The organism is Xanthobacter sp. DMC47 (assembly GCF_056313845.1).
This window is the reverse complement of the sequence record NZ_JBQUZM010000001.1, coordinates 862,790-878,645: the sequence shown is the minus strand read 5'-3', so window position 1 is coordinate 878,645 and position 15,856 is coordinate 862,790. Positions and strand designations below refer to the sequence as shown.

The window sequence follows — 15,856 nt, the reverse complement described above, 5'->3', positions numbered from 1 at the left end:
CTCAGGCTCCGTCAGCGCACGACGGGCAGGTCGAGGTCGATGCCGGCGCCATCGAAGAAGACGCGGTTGTTCACGTCCCTCGAAGGCAGCGCGACCGTCGCGAGGCCGGGCGTGGTGATCTCACCGCGCTGGTTCTCGCCCCAGATTTCGAGATCGACGAGGGCGTAGCCGTCCTTGATGTACTTGCGCGAGACCTTGCCCTTGCACCAGGTGGAATCGCCCATGGTGTTGAAGCGGCGCATCTCGGTGCGGACCCGCTTCAGGAAGGCGGCATCGCCCATCCAGTTGGTGACGAGGCTCGCCATCCAGGCCGACCGCTGCGGACCGTAATCGTAGGTCCCCGGCACGCCGACTTCTTTCGCCACGGATTCGCGATGGTGTCCAATGCCGGTATATTCGATGCCGCCGCCGGCTTCGGGATTGCGGAAGAAGTGGCCCGGGTGCTTCACCGCCGCCTTCAGCACGATGCCGTGGGTGTGGCCGCGGCCGCAGCCGACCAGGAAGCCCATGGTGTCCATGAGCGAGAGCGGACCACGGACGATGGGCGGCAGGCTCTCGCCTTCCTTCACGTCCTCCCAGTAGCGCACGTTGGTACCGCGGATGTTCTCCTCTTCGCGCAGGATCGCCTCGTCGAGGGCCGCGTATTCGTCGGGCGTGTATTCGTGGGTCTTGATGTCCTTGTACTTGCCGGCGTCGCGGGCCGCCTTGCGTTCATGGCGCGTGCATGTGCCGAGCGCGCGGGCGACGATCTCGCCGCGCTGGTTGGCATAGGTCGCCTCCACATATTGCAGCACGAGGCGCCCGGAGAACTTGCTCTGCTTGTCCTCGACGCCAACCACGCGCTCGATCGCCGTGATGCGGTCGCCGGGGCGGATGTGGCGGAACAGCTCCCAGTCGTTGCCGGCATAGAAGCCGTGCACCCCGGACAGGCCCCAGCGGGTGCGCCCGACCCAGCCGAAGGCCATGGGGAACATGGGATGGGCTACCACGGTGCCCTGCCGGCTCTGGCGCCCGTGCTCGGCGTCACGAAACAGCGGGTTGAGATCGCCGATGCCGTTGCAGAAATTGCGGATGGTGTCGATGGAGGCGTCCTGCAGGTAGGGCCCCTCGGGACGCAGCTGCAGCCCGATCATGCTGCGCGCTTCGGCGACGCCCTCGTCGGTGATCTTGGCCTCCGCCGGGGCGTGTCCGACGTCTTCCTTTTCCAGCACTTCACTCATGGCTTTCTCCAGATGATGTCTTGCAGGGCTTGCTTGCGTTTGAAACGGACAGGGAAAATCATGCATAATGCATTATTTGATTACGCGGATTCGTGCTTCGATTCCCTCGTCGCCAGGCGCCGGAGCCGGCATCGCCGTCATTCAGCGCCTTGGAGCCAATTGTCACGGGAATTGTTCCGCCGACCTACCGTGGGTCAGCGTCGCCAACCTTCCGGAGATCGAACTCGATCAATGTTTCAAATGCATAATGCACAATCGATATGCCCTGTCAAACCCAGCTGCCGCCTTGTTCGTGACGGTGCGGACAGGGGCGGGGCGGCTCGAGTCCTGGCAGAGCAGTCGCGCGCTTGCAGACGGACACGGCCGGTGAGCCGGGCGGCGCGACAGCGCTGCATCTGGCAGGGATGCAGCGCGGACTCGGCATGATGCGTGCCCCGCCCAACGCCGCCCGAGCCCCATGCAATGGTGCGAAAGCGGGCAGGGTAGGGCTTCCATCCCCAAATAAGGTGTCGCTCAAGGCTGATGCCCTTGGAACGACGGAACATTTCCAGGGTGCCCGAGCCTCCTGTGAGGCTCGGGCGTCTGAAAAGCGATGCTCAGGGGACCCAGGTGGTCTCCTGCTGCTCGTGCGTGCCCCGGGCGGCGAAGACCACGTTGGCGGCGTCGGGGCGGGCCTGTGTGCCGGCCTCCAGCAGGCGGGCGACGAGGCCCATGCTCTTCACTTTGTCGAGCGTGTCGAGGGTCTCGAACAGCGGAGCCACGCGGTCCCGCGGCAGGATCTGCTCGACGTTGGCCTCGAAGGCCTCCCATGGGTCGCCATCGCGCGGCTCAACGCCTTCGATGGCGAGCGGAGCAGTGTCCGCCAGGGCTTGCGATGTGACCGCCGGGCTCTCCCCGGGGTCATATCCCCGTTCGGCCAGCAGGGCGGCGCTGACGCCGTTGCGGGCGATGGCGCCGCGCGCGAGCGGGCTCGCCGTGGCCGCGCCGCCGAAGCCGGCGGCGATGCGCAAGGCAAAGGCCATGCGCGGGGCATCGAGGCCGATCACCCGTCCCGCAGCCGCCGCGCTGGCAAGCACCGGCGCGATGGCCGCGTCCCCTGCCGGATGCTGCAGCAGATCCCAGCCTATAGCGAACGCGGCGACGACCACGTCGCCGGCGACTTTCCGCTCCTGCCCGAGGGCGAAAATCTCGGCGACGAGGGGTCCCGCGCCCTTGAGGGCGCCGGCGACGGCATTGGCCTGCGCCGCGTCCTGGGCGCTGGTATGCACATTGGTGCCGAACACCAGGGCATCGCCGGAAGCGGCAGCAAAGCCAGGGGTTTCCAACATCAGCTGGAAGGCGGGCGCGCGCGCGCCCGCCAGTGTCGCGCCAACCGTGTCGAGGATGAGCGCCCGGGCGTTGGCCGCGGCTCGCGGCGTGAGGTGCTTCGGGCTGAAGGCGCAGATGCGCTCCGCCAGCCGGGAAGCCACATCAGGCAATGGATCGGTCATGTTCGGTCCTCCGCCGGTCAGTTCCGCGTGGCCGCGTTGCGACCGGCGATGCGGCCGAAGGTGGCGCCGGAGACGAGGCCGGTGCCGGCGGGGTAATTGTCGTAATAGAGGCCGCCGACCATCTCGCCACAGCAATAGAGGCCAGGGATGGGGCGCCAGTCGGTGCCGATCACTTCGGCCTCCTCGCTCACCTTGAGCCCGCCGAAGGTGAAGGTGATGCCGCCGGTGGCGCTGTAGGCATAGTAGGGGGGCTTGTCGAGCTTCAGGCCCCAGTTGGTCTTCTCCAACGCAAGGCCGCGGGTGGAGAGGCCGTCCTTCTTCGTCGGGTCGAAGCCCTCGTCGGCGTTTCGGGCGTGCGCGTTGAACTCCGCGATGGTGCGCACCGCCTGCGCCTTGTCCTCGATGTCGAGCTGGGCGATCAGCGCCTCGATGGTGTCGGCCTTGATGGGATCGCTGGTCTCGTAGCGCGGCTCCAGCAGGTGGACCACCTTGCTGTCGAAGATCTGGTAGGCCTTGGCGCCGGGCTCGGCGAGGATGGCGCGGCCGAACTTGGCGTAGGTGAACAGCGCGCCATCCTCGCCCTCGTCGACGAAGCGCCGACCTTTGCGGTTCAGCATCACCGCATAGACGTAGGACAGGCGGTTGCTGCGGTCGGTCATCTCGCGCGGCGCGAAATCGCCCCAGTCGGCGCTGATGGGGGTGGCATGGCAGCCGCTCCACTGGCCCCAGGGCATGGCGCCGATGGCGAGCGCCATGCGCAGGCCGTCGCCCTGGTTGTGCGGCGTGCCGCGCACCTTGGCGGCGCCCACCAGCGGGCCGATATGCTGGGTGCGCATCTGCACATTGGCCTCGAAGCCGCCACAGCCGAGCACCACCGAGCGCGCGGTGAGCGTCTTGATGCCATCCTCCTCACGCACCTTCACGGCGGCGACCCGGCCACTGTCGTCCACGACCAGGTCGCAGGCGGCGCTGCCATAGCGGATCTCGATGCCCATGCGCTCGGCCGTGGCGAACCAACTGCGGGAGAGGCCGACGCCCTCATGCACGGCGCGGACGACGAGGCCGCGCGCCCACACCATCACATTGTCCTTCTTCACGGCCGACAGGGTGATGGCCGGCTCCATCTTGATCTTGCCGGTCTCCTTCATCCACAGCACGGTGGACTTGGAATTGTTGACCAGCAGGCGCGACAGGTCCGGGTCCGTGCGGCCGTTGGTGACGCGCTGGAGGTCGCCGAGGAAATCGTCCCGGGTATAGGGCGTGATCCCCTCGTAGAAATTCTCGAACGTCTCCTCGACGCCGGGCAGCAACTCGCCGATCTCGTGGGGGTCATCGAAGGCGAAGCGCAGGACGGCACCGCTCCAGTGGGTGTTGCCACCGCGCATCTCGCGCGGGGCCTTCTCCAGCACCACCACCTTCTGCGCGCCGCTCTCCTTGGCGGAAACCGCAGCCGCCAGCGCCGCATTGCCCGCGCCGATGACGATCACATCATAGTCCAAACCGTTGCTGCTGCTCATTGCGCTCCTCCTCGCACGGGCCGGCGGCCGTCTGGTCCCGCGGCCCTCTGCCTGCATTTGCCGACTGTTGACATGCGATGGAATACGCTTGCATGCAGAGACATGCAACGAGATTGTGCGGGCGGCCGGCTAAGGCGCGAAACGGTCAGGAAAAGGGGAGGTGCTCGGCTGGCGCGTGTGCCGGGCAGGCGCGATCAAACGGCGCCGCGGGAGGCGTGGCGGGCGCCCTCGTCCAGCCGCGCCCGCCGCAGCGCGAGAGCCTGAAGGATATGGTGGCGCATGGTGGCGTCGGCCCGGCCCGGATCGCGGGCGACGATGGCATCCACCACGGCGGCGTGCTCGGCATGGGCGGCGGCGAGCCGCTCCTCGCCCGCCATGGTGGTGGGGCCGAGCAGGGCAATGGCATTGTGAAGTGCCTCCAGGCTCTTCACCAGGAAACGGTTGTGGGCCGCCTGATAGATGGCGCTGTGGAACAGGCGGTTGTGGCGGTGGCGAATGGAGGGATCGGTGGAGAGCGTCGCCTCCTCGGCGATGAGCTGGCGCAAGGTGTCCATGTCGCGGGTGCTTGCATGGCGCGCCGCCAGAGCGGCCGCCGTGCCCTCCAGCGCCGCACGCATCTCGTACAGTTCCTCCATGGCCTCGTAATCGAGAGAGGCCACCACCAGGCCGAGGCGGGGCCTCAGTTCGAGCAGCCCTTCGTTCTCCAGCCGCGAAAGGGCGAGCCGCGTCGGGGTTCTGCTGATTCCGAGCAGGGTGGCGAGTTCCACCTCGCGCATGCGCCGGCCGGACGGGAAGCGTCCGCTGACGATCTCCTCGCGCAAGGCGGCATAGGCATAGTCGGCTGCGGAACCGTACTGATCGCGATCGACGGCGTGGTCCGTTTCCATGGCTTTCCCTTCCGGCGTCGGCGCAATTGGCGATGCATCGGCTTGTCTGTCAATGCATGCAATTGCATACTACGGCATGGACAAACACGAAAATGGAGAGAAGACCGTGGCGCAGCGACGGATCAGGGCCACTTTCATGCGCGGCGGCACCTCCAAGGCGGTGGTGTTCCGCCGCGAGGAGCTGCCCGCCGACCGGGCGGCGTGGGATGCCGTCTTTCTCGCGGTGATGGGCTCGCCCGATCCCAACGGCCGTCAGCTGGACGGCATGGGCGGCGGCATCTCCTCCCTCTCCAAGGTCTGCGTCGTTGGTCCGCCGAGCCGGCCGGACGCGGACATCGACTACACTTTCGGGCAGGTCTCCATCCGCGACGCCTCGGTGGACTACAGCGGCAATTGCGGGAACATGTCCTCGGCCATGGGTCCCTTCGCGGTGGATGAGGGGCTGGTGGACGCGCCGACCGACGGCGAGGCAGTGGTGCGCATCCACAACACCAATACCGGTCGCATCATCGTCGCCCGTTTCCCGGTTGCGGGGGGGCTTGCGCAGACGGACGGCGACCTCTCCATCGATGGCGTCGGCGGCACGGCGGCGCCGGTGCGGCTGGAATTCCTCGATCCCGGCGGCGCCAAGACCGGCCGGCTCCTGCCCACCGGCCGCCCGCGGGATATGCTGGACGTGCCCGGCCTCGGCACGATCGCGGCGAGCATGGTGGACGCTGCCAATCCCTGCGTCTTCGTGGAGGCGGCGAGCCTGGGCCGCACCGGCACCGAGCTTCCCGACGTGCTCGACGCCGACGCTGAATGCCTTGCCGCGCTGGAGGAGATACGCTGCGCCGCCTCCGTCGCCATGGGCCTCGCCCCCGACCGCGCTGCGGCGCGGCTGCTACCGAGCGTGCCGAAGGTGGCCATGGTGAGCGGGCCCGCGCCCGCGCCAACCCTGTCCGGCCGCCAGCTCGCGGCGGAGGAGATGTCGCTCGCGGTGCGGATGATCTCCATCGGTCAGCCCCACCGGGCGGTGCCGGTGACGGGCGCCACCTGCCTCGCCATCGCCACCCGCATCGAGGGCAGCATCCCGCACCGGCTTGCCGCGGCGGGGGAGGGGCCGATCACCATCGCGCACCCCTCCGGACTCATCGTGGTCGATGCGGCGGTGGACCATGCGGATGATCCGGCCCGCGCCTATGCCCGCTACGGCGCCCTTTACCGCACGGCACGGCGGCTGTTCGACGGCCAGGCGTTCTACCGCCCGCTCTGCGTGCCCGTGGTGCGCCACGCGGCGACCGAGCCGGCCGACGGCTAGCTGCAAAAAAAAAGCCCGCCCGGAGGTCGTCCGGGCGGGCAGGGGGCGCGCGGCCGGGAGGTCAGAGCTTGAGCGCGAAGGGGTCCCGTTCCTCGTTGGAAAAATCGATCATCACGTTCTTGGTCTGCAGGAACTCCTCCAGCGCCGCCACGCCGCGCTCCTTGCCGAAGCCGGATTCCTTGTAGCCGCCGAACGGTGCCATGGCGCTGGATGCGCGGTAGGTGTTGACCCAGACCGTGCCCGCCTCGATGGCGCGGGTGGTGCGCAGGGCGCGGGGCAGGCTCTGGGTCCAGATGCCGGCGGCGAGGCCGTAGGGGGAATCGTTTGCGATGGCGATCGCCTCCTCCTCGGTGTCAAAGGGGATGATGGAGAGCACCGGGCCGAACACCTCCTCCCGGGCGATGGCCATGGCGTTGTCCACCTCGGTGAAGATGGTGGGCTCGACGAAGAAGCCGTTGCCGAGCCCCGCGCCGGTGGCCGGCCTGCCGCCGGTGGCGAGGCGCGCGCCGTCCTTCGCCGCTCCGTCGATGCACTTCAGGATGCGGGCGAATTGCGGCTCGTTGGCCACGGTGCCCATCTCGGTCGCCTTGTCGAGGGGATCGCCGAGGCGGATGCGCTGCGCCCGCTCGACGAGCCGCGCCGCCACCTGGTCATGCACCGAACGCTGCACCAGAAGACGCGAGCCGGCGATGCAGGTCTGGCCGGTGGCGCCGAAGATGCCGGCGAGGGCGCCAACCACCGCGCGGTCGAGGTCGGCGTCCTCGAAGATGATGTTGGGCGACTTGCCGCCCAGTTCCAGCGTTACCGGGACGAGCGCACGCCCTGCCTCGGCGGCGATCTGCCGGCCGACGTTGGGGCTGCCGGTGAAGCTGATGCGGTCGATCCGCCCGCTCGTGAGCAGCGCCTGCCCGGTGCGGAAATCGCCCGTGACCACGTTGAACACGCCGGGCGGAAAGCCGGCCTCGCGCACCAGCTGGGCGAATTCCAGCGTCGTCACCGAGGCGTGTTCCGAGGGCTTCACCACCACGCAGTTTCCGGCGGCCAGCGCCGGGGCGAGCTTGTTGGCGAGGAGGCCCATGGGCGAGTTCCAGGCGGTGATGAGCACCGCCACGCCGAGCGGCTCGCGCCGGGTGAAGTCGAAGACGTCGCGCTGGTCGAGGGGAATGGTGTCGCCGAAGATCTTGTCGGCGCAGCCAGCGAAAAAGCGGTAGGCCCTGGCGCAGAACAGCATCTGCCCATGGGTCTCGCGGATGACCTTGCCGTTGTCGGTGCTCTCCAGCACCGCCATGCGCTCGGCATTGGCCTCCAGCAGGTCGGCGAGGCGGTGGATGAGCTTGGCGCGGGCGAGACCCGACGTCTTGCTCCAGACGTTCTCATAGGCCCGGCGGGCCGTGGCAATGGCCTCTGCGACCTGATCGGCGCTCGCCTGAGGCACCTGCGCCCACGCCTCCCGCGTATAGGGATTGATGGCGGCAAACAGTTCCTGGCCTTCGGCACGAACCGGCTCATTGCCGATGAAGAGGTCGTAGGTCTTGCCCATCGGTCGTTCGGCTCCCTTGTCGAATGAACTGGCCCCGGGGTGCGCCTGTGGTGTTCGGATCGGCGGTAGCGCACGGGCTCGTTGCCCGAGGGTTTGGGCGCGTCGCCCCAAATTGTCAACAGTTGGCAAGGCGCGCTCTTGAGGGAAGGTTAGCCCTTGACCGCCGGGATTGCTGGCAGGAGAATGTCAACAATCAACAATACGGAGGAAACCCTTGAACCGGCGCACACGCATCCGCTTCGCTCGCCCGCTCGCACACCTGCCACTCGCCCACTTGCCGCTCGCCCGCCGTGCCGTCGCCGTGCTGGGGCTCGCCGCCCTGGCGCTGGCCGGGAGCGTGCCGGCCGCTCGGGCGGCGGAGGGCTATCCGACGCGGCCGATCTCCATCATCGTGCCGTTCGGGCCGGGCAGCGGGACGGACGCGGTGACGCGCATCGTCGGCCAGCGCCTGTCGGAAGTCCTCAAGACGCCCATCGTGGTGGAGAACCGGGCCGGGGCGAATGGCGCCATCGGTGCCTCCGCCGCCGCGCGCGCGACGCCCGACGGCTACACGCTGATGGCGGGCGGCTCCTCCACCCATGCTGCCAATCCGAGCCTGCTCAAGGCGATCCAGTACGATCCCAAGGCCGATTTCGTGCCCATATCGCAGCTTGGGGTGTTCCCGTATTTCCTGTTCGTCAATGCCGAGGTGCCGGCGAGAAACGTCGCTGAGTTGATCGCCCTCGCCAAGGCGAAGCCGGGCAGCCTTTCCTTCGCCTATGGCAATGCCATCGGACAATTGGCCGGCGAGATGCTGCGTCTGCGGGCCAAGGTGGATCTGCTTGCCGTGCCCTACAAGAGCAGCCCGCAGGGCATCACCGACCTGATCGGCGGGCGCACCTCGCTGATGTTCGTGGACATGCCTCCGGCGCTCGCTCAGGTGAAGGCGGGCACCCTGCGCGCCCTCGCCACCACGACCCAGGAGCGCACCGCGCTCTTCCCGGACGTGCCCTCCATGAAGGAGGCTGGGCTCGATCTTTTCAGCCTCACCGCCTGGACCGGCCTCTTCGCGCCGAAGGGCACGCCGCCAGCGATCATCGACCGCCTCGCCGAGGCGGTCCATCAGGCGGTGGATGACCCCAAGGTCAAGGAAAGCCTGGCCAATATCGGCTTCGAGGTGCGCTGGCTGGGGCCCAAGGACTTCGCCAGCTCTGTCTCCGACGACATCGACCTGTGGGCGAACCTCACCCGCGAGGCGGGTATCGAGCGGCAGTGAGACACCATGAGCACGTATGAAGTCTATGCCATCCGCTACGCGCGTCAGGACGATCGCCGGTCCTCCGAGAACTTTCTCGGGGGTGATCCGCACGACCATGCGATGCCCATGGATTTCTTCGTGTGGGCGCTGGTCGGGGAGCGACGCACGATCGTGGTCGATACCGGCTTCGACGATGAGGCGGCGCGGGCGCGCGGGCGCACGGTATCGCGGCCGATCGACCTGGGGCTTCGGCAGATCGGTATCGACCCGATGCAGGTCGAGGATGTCATCATCACCCATGTTCACTGGGACCATGCGGGGAACCATGAGATGTTCCCCAAGGCGCGATACCACGTGCAGGCGCGCGAAATGGAATTCTGCACCGGCCCCTGCATGTGCCGGCCGGACCTGCGCCGGGCCTACAATCTCGACGACGTGACCCACATGGTCCGACGCACGTTCGAGGGGCGGATGAGCTTTCATGCCGAGCAAGCGGACTTCTGCGACGGCGTTTCCCTCCACTGGGTGGGCGGGCACACCGGTGGCCAGCAAGTGGTGCGCGTGCGCACGCGCCGGGGCTTCGTCGTGCTGGCCTCCGATGCGTCCCACTACTACGCCAATATCTTGACGAGGCGGCCTTTCTCGGTCGTCCTGGACGTCGACGAGATGCTGGCGGGCTACGCAACGGTGATGCAGCTCGGGGACGGGCCCTCGCACATCATTCCGGGCCATGACCCACAGGTGCTGTCGCTCTTCCCGCCAGCGCGGAATGGTCTCGTGGGAACCGCCCGGCTGGATGCGGATCCGCTCGGCATGCCGGATTGACCCCGTTGGACGGGCAATACAGGCGGCGGGATGGTCCGCCGCCTGCCCGCGTCACGCGGCCATTTTCTCGATGAGCTTCACGATCACCGGCCAGTAGTCCTCGGAGTAGCCCTTTCGGGAGGCCTCTCCCAGAAGACGCGCGCACAGCGCGGCCTCCTGTGCCTCGATGCCGGCCTCCTGCGCCATTTCGAGGGCGTAGGAGAGATCCTTCAGCATGTAGTCCGTGGAGAAGACCCGCTTGGGGAATTCGCGCGGCGCGACGGCCTTGAAGCCGTGGTTGCGCAGGGCAAAGCTGTCAGCCGAGCCCTGCGAGAAGGCCTCGAACAGCTTCTGCGTGCCGATTCCCGCGGCCGCGGCGATGGCGGCGGCTTCGCACAGGGCGGTCACCGTGCCCACCACCACCATGTTGTTGAGGATCTTGACCACCTGTCCCGATCCCACCTCGCCGCAATGGGTGACCTCCGCCGCGAAGCAGCGCAGCAGGGGTTCGATGCGGGCGAAAAGGGTTTCCGGCGCACCGACCGTGATGGCGAGGGTGCCGGCTTCGGCGGCGGCGCGGGTGCGGGCGACCGGGGCATCGGCGTAGAGCGTGCCGCGCTCGGCGAAGCGGGCGGCCAGATCGCGGGTGAGCTTGAGCGGGCTCGTGGAGAGGTCGACGATGATCTGTCCGGCGCGTGCGTGCTCCAGAAGGCCTCCCGGTCCAGCACAGACCTTGTTGAGATGCTCGCCGCTCGGCAGCGAGATGAAGACGATGTCCGCCCGGGCCACCTCTGCGGTCGAGGCGGCGCGCCGGCCGCCGAGGGCGGCGATGCGCGCGAGCGGCTCCTCGTTGATGTCGAAGATGCTGACCTCGCTGCCGCTTTTCTGGACGAGATGGCGGCACATTGGCTCGCCCATGACGCCGAGCCCGATGAACCCCAGGGTCGTCGTTGTGCTCATGATCTGTCTCCTGCCCTCGGGCGGATGGGATAATGGGATTTCAGATGCCGAGATAGGCGCGCCGGACATAGTCGCTCGCCAGCAGCTCGCCGCCCGGGCCGCTGAGCGCGACCGAGCCGGTCTCAAGCACGAAGGCCGTGTGGCACAGGTTCAGCGCGAGCTTGGCATTCTGCTCGACGAGAACGATGGACATGCCGGTTTCTCGGTTGATCTCGGTGATGATGCGGGCGATTTCGTCCACGATGATCGGGGCAAGCCCCAGGGTGGGTTCATCCAGCAGCAGGAGCCGCGGATCGGCCATCAGGGCGCGGCCGATGGCAAGCATCTGCTGCTCGCCGCCGGAGAGTGACCCCGCCTGCTGCCTGTGCCGCTCCACGAGGCGGGGGAACCAGGCGTAGATGCGCTCCAGCGTGCGGCGGCTCGCGCCCCGGTCGCGCCTGAGATAGGCGCCGATCTCGAGATTGTCCGCCACGCTCATCTGCGGGAACACCCGCCGCCCCTCGGGCGAGAGCGCGATGCCGCGGGCGACCCGCTGGGGGGCGGTGAGCGCCTCGATCCGCTCGCCGCCGAGGCGGATTTCGCCGCGCGTCACGCCCTTGAGCCCGATGATGGCCTTGAGCGTCGTCGTCTTGCCGGCGCCGTTGGAGCCGATGAGCGATACGATCGCGCCTTGCGGCACGCTGAGACTTACATCGTGGACGGCGGTGACGCCGCCGTAAGCTACGCTGATGCCGCGGACTTCAAGCATGAACTTCGTCCTTGCCCAGATACGCCTCGATGACGCGGGGATCGCGCACCACGTCGGCGGGCGCGCCCTGGGCCAGCAAGGTGCCGTGGTCGAGCACCACGATGCGGTTGCACAGGCCCATCACCGTGCGCATGTGGTGCTCGACCAGCACCATGGTCAGCCCGCGCTCGGCTCGCACCCGGCGCAGCACGGCGGCCAGCTCCGCGGCCTCCTCGGGATTGAGGCCGGCCACCGGCTCGTCCAGCATGAGGAGCTTCGGCTCGCTGGCGAGGGCGATGGCGACCCCCAGTCGGCGCTGTTCGCCATAGGCCAGCTCCCCCGCGGTGCGGTCGGCCCGGTGGGCGAGCCCGAACTGCTCCAGGATGGCGTAGGCCTTCTCCTCGGCCGCCGCCCGCCAGCGGGCGGGGAACAGGCTGTTCCACAAGCCGAAGCGCGTCGCCCCGTAGGTGCCGCGCACCACATTGTCCATGGCGCTGGCTGCGGGGAAGAGCGTTGCCGACTGGAACGTGCGCGACAGGCCACGTCGCACCACCTGGCCGGCGGGCAGGCCGGTGATGTCCTCGCCGCAGAACCGCACCGAGCCTGCGGTGGGCCGCAGCACGCCAGAGACGAGGTTGAACAGCGTGGTCTTGCCCGCGCCGTTGGGACCGATGAGGGCGAGAAGGTCCCCCGCGTTGACGGTGAAGGATACGTCCCGCACCGCCACCAGCCCGCCGAAGGCGCGCTTGAGGCCGCTGACTTCGAGCATGGCGGGGGGTGCCTCGTTCATGGTTGTCGCGTCCGTCATGGTGGCGTCCGTCATGGCCGTGTCTCCGCGGCGATCGCAGGCGCGGCGGGGGCGGGCCGGCGCAGGCGGCGCAGCTTCTGCGGCAGGCGGGACAGGCCCTCCGGAACGAACAGGAGGCACAGCACCAGGATGACGCCGTAGATGATGTGCTGCAGCCCCTCGGTGGCGCGCAGCAGCTCGGGCAGGGGCGTCATCACCAGCACGCCGACCACCGGCCCCAGCACGCCCGCGCGCCCGCCGACAACCAGCATGGTGAGGTAGGAGACGGATTCCCAGAACGTGAAGGAGTCCGGAGAGATGAAGCGCAGGTAATGCACGCTCAGCGCCCCGGCGATGCCGGCGATGGCCGAGCCCAGCATGAAGGCGATCACCTGCACCAGGTGGGTATCGACGCCGCTCGATTCGGCGAGGCGCGGATTCTCGGCCGTCGCGGCCATCATGTCGCCGAACGGCGAGCGGTAGAGCACCCAGGTGAAGAGGAGGGTCGCCAGCGCGCAGGCGAGGGCGAAAGGATAGAAGTCCGGCTTGCTCAGCAGCAGATGGCCGAACACGGAGATGGAAGGCACGCCGACAAGGCCGTTGGCACCGCCCGTGAGGTCGCTCATGTCGAGGGCGAGCAGGACCGCGATCTGGCCGAAGGAGAAGGCGACGAGGACGAAATAGACCCCCCGCAGCCGCAGGATGATCCAGCCGAGCAGTGCCGCGATGAGGGCCGCCACCAGCCCGGCGGCGAGGATGCCGAGGAGCGGCGGCCAGCCGGCCCGCATGCTGAGCAGGGCCGAGGTGTAGCCGCCCACCAGGGCGAAGCCGGCATGGCCCATCGAGAGCTGCCCGGCGCGCGCGATGATGGCGAGGCCCAGCACCAGCATCAGGTTGAGGCAGGCGAGCGTGCCGATGTGGACATAGAAGGGGTTGGGCGCCAGAACGGGCAGGGCGATGGCAAGCGCCACCGCGACGAGCAGGGCGATGCGGCGTGCGGGGGAGGGACGGGACGCTCTCATGCCTCGCGCTCCTTGCGGCCGAGCAGGCCCTGCGGGCGCAGCAGCACCACCGCGATGACCACCAGGAACTGAAGGATCTCGGCGGAGGCCGCACTGACGAAGGTGCCGGCGAAGCTTTCGATGAGGCCGATGAGCAGGCCGCCCGCCACCGCGCCGGGCACGCTGCCCAGCCCGCCGATGACCACGATGATGAAGGCCTTGAGCGTGGGCGCGAGGCCGACGAAGGGCGACACGGAGAGGACGGGTGCCATCAGCGCGCCGGCGAGGGCGGCAAGGCCGACGCCGAGCACGAAGGCGAACGGGAAGATCACCTCCACCCGAATGCCCTGGACCAGCGCGATCTCCGGGTCCTGCGCCACCGCGCGCATGGCCCGGCCCATCTGGGTGTGGACCACCAGCAGATAGAGCAGGGCCACGGCGAGGATGGCCCCGGCGATCACCACCAGCCGCGACCAGGGGAAGACGATGCCGGCCACGTTGACGATGCCCGACACCACCGGCGGCACCGCGCGCGCCGAGGGGCCCCAGGCGAGCAGCGCCGCATTCTGCATGATGAGGGCGATGCCCAGCGAGGCGATCATTCCGTTAAGCTCGTTGCCGCGCAGCCGGCTGAACACCAGCCATTCCGTGATCAGGCCGAGCAGGCCGGTGACGGCCACGGCGAGCACGAGGCTGACGAGGAAGGGCAGGCCGCTGGTGCCGTACAGCACCGCGAACAGGAAGGCGCCCACCATATAGAACTCGCCGTGGGCGAAGTTCACGATGCGCATGATGCCGAAGACCATGGTGAAGCCGATGGCCATCAGCACGTAGATCATGCCGACCATCAGGCCGTTGACCGTGGTCTGGGCGAGGATCGTCGAGAAACTCACGAAGGGCTCCGCTGTAGCTGTGTGGTGCGGGGGGCCAGATGGTTCTGGTCGGGGCGCGGGCTTGGGCATTGGTGCGCGGGGTCCGGCGGTCTCCCGTCCGCGGTAGCCCTGGTGTGCCGGCTGCTCTTTCGGCAGCCTCGACCGGGAGATTGCCTCGCTACGATGTCAAATGTCAACATTATGTTGTCCGCTGCCGATTGCCCGTTGTAGGATGCGTGCGTTCCCAAAAATCAAGCGTGTCGGGAGGATGGTGATGAAGAACCGGAGTTTCGTTGTGGGGCTGGCGGTCTCGGCGATGCTGGCGGCGGCCGGGGGCGCGCGCGCCGCCGATACGCTGCCGATCGGCGTGCATGCGAGCTTCTCCGGTGCCGGCGCTGCCTTCGCCGAAGGCATGCTGGCGGCGACCGAATTCGCCGCGGAGGATGCCAACAAGGCCGGCGGGCTGGAGGTGGCAGGACGGCGCTACAAGGTCGAGATCAAGCAGTATGACGACCGCTACCGCGCGCAGGACGCGGTCACCGCCATGGACCGCCTGATGATCCAGGACGGCATCAAGTTCGTCGTCGGCCCCATGGGCTCGGCCGCCGCCGTCGCCACCAAGGCGCAGACCACCGGCGGGAAGGTCATCACCATGACCTTGGCCTTCAGCCCGCGCGCGCTCGGGCCGGATGCGCCCTACGCGTTCCGGACCGTCATCACCACCGGGGAGTTCTCCGAGCCGCAGATTGCGTGGCTGACAAAGAAGGTGGGAGCCAAGAAGGTGGTGGCGCTCCTCCCCAATGACGAGACCGGCCAGCAGATGGGCGCCGGAAACCAGGCGTCCTATGGCAAGTTCGGCGCCAAGCTCCAGGTGGAATATTTCGAGCGCGAGCGGGTGGATTTCGTGCCTCTGCTCACCCGCGTGCTGATGGGCGCGGATGCGCTGGAGATCGGCGGCAACTCGCCGACCACGGCGGGGCTCATCGTCAAGCAGGCGCGTGAGCTGGGTTATGCTGGGCCGATCTTCGTCACCGGCGGCGACGTCACCTCCGAGGTGGTGAAGGTGGCCGGCAAGGCGGCGGCGGAAGGCATGTATGTGCACCTGCCCATCGACGCGGCGCTGCCGGAGACCGCGGCCTACATCGCCCGCTTCAAGGCCAAGTACGGGCCGAACATGAACGCCTTCTCGCCCTTCTTCTACGCCGGGCTGCAGATGTTGTTCGCGGCCATGGAAAAGGCGGGCACGGTGGACGACACGACGAAGATCGCGAAGGCGATGGAAGGTCTTTCCAGCTTCCCCACCGTGGTCGGCAAGGCCAGCTGGACCGGCGAGGCACGCTACGGCATCAACCACCAGATCGACCTGCCTTTCTATATCGGTCAGGTGAAGGACGGCACCGTGGTGGCGGTGGCGAACTGCGGGGCCACCGAGTGCCGCTGAAAGGCGAAGTGGCACGCAAGGAGAAAGGGGCGGCTCCCGCGAGCCGCCCCTTTTCTTTGGATCCGGGGTGGAC

The 15,856-nt window shown here is 68.2% G+C and carries 14 protein-coding genes; 4 read left to right on the top strand and 10 right to left on the bottom strand.

The window, feature by feature from the left end:
- Window positions 1–11: 11 nt before the first annotated feature.
- From ACT54R_RS04130 to ACT54R_RS04115, 4 genes are all read right to left on the bottom strand, one after another.
- Window positions 12–1,220, bottom strand: a complete 1,209-nt coding sequence (locus ACT54R_RS04130) for an FAS1-like dehydratase domain-containing protein (protein WP_168459773.1) — start codon at window positions 1,218–1,220, stop codon at window positions 12–14.
- Between the two features lie 596 nt (window positions 1,221–1,816).
- On the bottom strand, window positions 1,817–2,710 hold the full coding sequence (locus ACT54R_RS04125; RefSeq protein WP_476323970.1) for an MmgE/PrpD family protein: 894 nt from the start codon (window positions 2,708–2,710) through the stop codon (window positions 1,817–1,819).
- Between the two features lie 17 nt (window positions 2,711–2,727).
- Window positions 2,728–4,227, bottom strand: a complete 1,500-nt coding sequence (gene tcuA, locus ACT54R_RS04120; protein WP_476323968.1) for an FAD-dependent tricarballylate dehydrogenase TcuA — start codon at window positions 4,225–4,227, stop codon at window positions 2,728–2,730.
- Window positions 4,228–4,421: 194 nt separating this feature from the next.
- Window positions 4,422–5,114 (bottom strand): GntR family transcriptional regulator, encoded by a 693-nt coding sequence (locus ACT54R_RS04115; RefSeq protein ID WP_476323966.1) that lies wholly within the window; start codon window positions 5,112–5,114, stop codon window positions 4,422–4,424.
- A gap of 76 nt (window positions 5,115–5,190) precedes the next feature.
- Between ACT54R_RS04115 and ACT54R_RS04110 the strand changes: the two genes are divergently transcribed.
- Entirely contained in the window at window positions 5,191–6,414 is a 1,224-nt protein-coding gene (locus tag ACT54R_RS04110; RefSeq protein ID WP_476323964.1) for a PrpF domain-containing protein, read from the top strand.
- 61 nt (window positions 6,415–6,475) lie between these two features.
- On the opposite strand, the gene ACT54R_RS04105 is transcribed toward ACT54R_RS04110, so the two are convergent.
- A complete protein-coding gene (locus tag ACT54R_RS04105) occupies window positions 6,476–7,954 on the bottom strand; it encodes an aldehyde dehydrogenase (protein ID WP_476323962.1) in 1,479 nt (492 codons plus the stop codon).
- Window positions 7,955–8,168: 214 nt separating this feature from the next.
- Here ACT54R_RS04105 and ACT54R_RS04100 point away from each other — a divergent pair, with 214 nt between their 5' ends.
- Both ACT54R_RS04100 and ACT54R_RS04095 read left to right on the top strand, forming a co-directional pair.
- Entirely contained in the window at window positions 8,169–9,209 is a 1,041-nt protein-coding gene (locus ACT54R_RS04100; RefSeq protein WP_476323960.1) for a Bug family tripartite tricarboxylate transporter substrate binding protein, read from the top strand.
- A gap of 6 nt (window positions 9,210–9,215) precedes the next feature.
- Window positions 9,216–10,016 carry an N-acyl homoserine lactonase family protein gene (locus ACT54R_RS04095; protein ID WP_476323958.1) on the top strand — a complete coding sequence of 267 codons (801 nt, stop codon included), beginning with the start codon at window positions 9,216–9,218 and terminating at the stop codon, window positions 10,014–10,016.
- 51 nt (window positions 10,017–10,067) lie between these two features.
- Here ACT54R_RS04095 and ACT54R_RS04090 read toward each other — a convergent pair whose 3' ends face one another.
- The 5 genes from ACT54R_RS04090 to ACT54R_RS04070 are packed head-to-tail and all read right to left on the bottom strand — an operon-like array spanning window position 10,068 to window position 14,363.
- The gene (locus ACT54R_RS04090) at window positions 10,068–10,955 is read right to left on the bottom strand and encodes an NAD(P)-dependent oxidoreductase (protein WP_476323956.1); all 888 of its coding nucleotides are present in this window, start codon (window positions 10,953–10,955) and stop codon (window positions 10,068–10,070) included.
- A gap of 40 nt (window positions 10,956–10,995) precedes the next feature.
- The gene (locus tag ACT54R_RS04085) at window positions 10,996–11,703 is read right to left on the bottom strand and encodes an ABC transporter ATP-binding protein (protein ID WP_476323954.1); all 708 of its coding nucleotides are present in this window, start codon (window positions 11,701–11,703) and stop codon (window positions 10,996–10,998) included.
- Window positions 11,696–12,505, bottom strand: coding sequence for an ABC transporter ATP-binding protein (locus ACT54R_RS04080; RefSeq protein ID WP_476323952.1), 810 nt, complete (start codon window positions 12,503–12,505; stop codon window positions 11,696–11,698). Before ACT54R_RS04080 ends, ACT54R_RS04085 begins: the two co-directional genes overlap by 8 nt.
- The gene (locus ACT54R_RS04075; RefSeq protein WP_476323950.1) at window positions 12,502–13,491 is read right to left on the bottom strand and encodes a branched-chain amino acid ABC transporter permease; all 990 of its coding nucleotides are present in this window, start codon (window positions 13,489–13,491) and stop codon (window positions 12,502–12,504) included. The genes ACT54R_RS04080 and ACT54R_RS04075 overlap by 4 nt, the downstream gene beginning before the upstream one ends.
- A complete protein-coding gene (locus tag ACT54R_RS04070; protein ID WP_476323948.1) occupies window positions 13,488–14,363 on the bottom strand; it encodes a branched-chain amino acid ABC transporter permease in 876 nt (291 codons plus the stop codon). The genes ACT54R_RS04075 and ACT54R_RS04070 overlap by 4 nt, the downstream gene beginning before the upstream one ends.
- Window positions 14,364–14,616: 253 nt before the next feature.
- Between ACT54R_RS04070 and ACT54R_RS04065 the strand changes: the two genes are divergently transcribed.
- The gene (locus tag ACT54R_RS04065; protein ID WP_476323946.1) at window positions 14,617–15,783 is read left to right on the top strand and encodes an ABC transporter substrate-binding protein; all 1,167 of its coding nucleotides are present in this window, start codon (window positions 14,617–14,619) and stop codon (window positions 15,781–15,783) included.
- The last annotated feature ends 73 nt before the right edge of the window (window positions 15,784–15,856 follow it).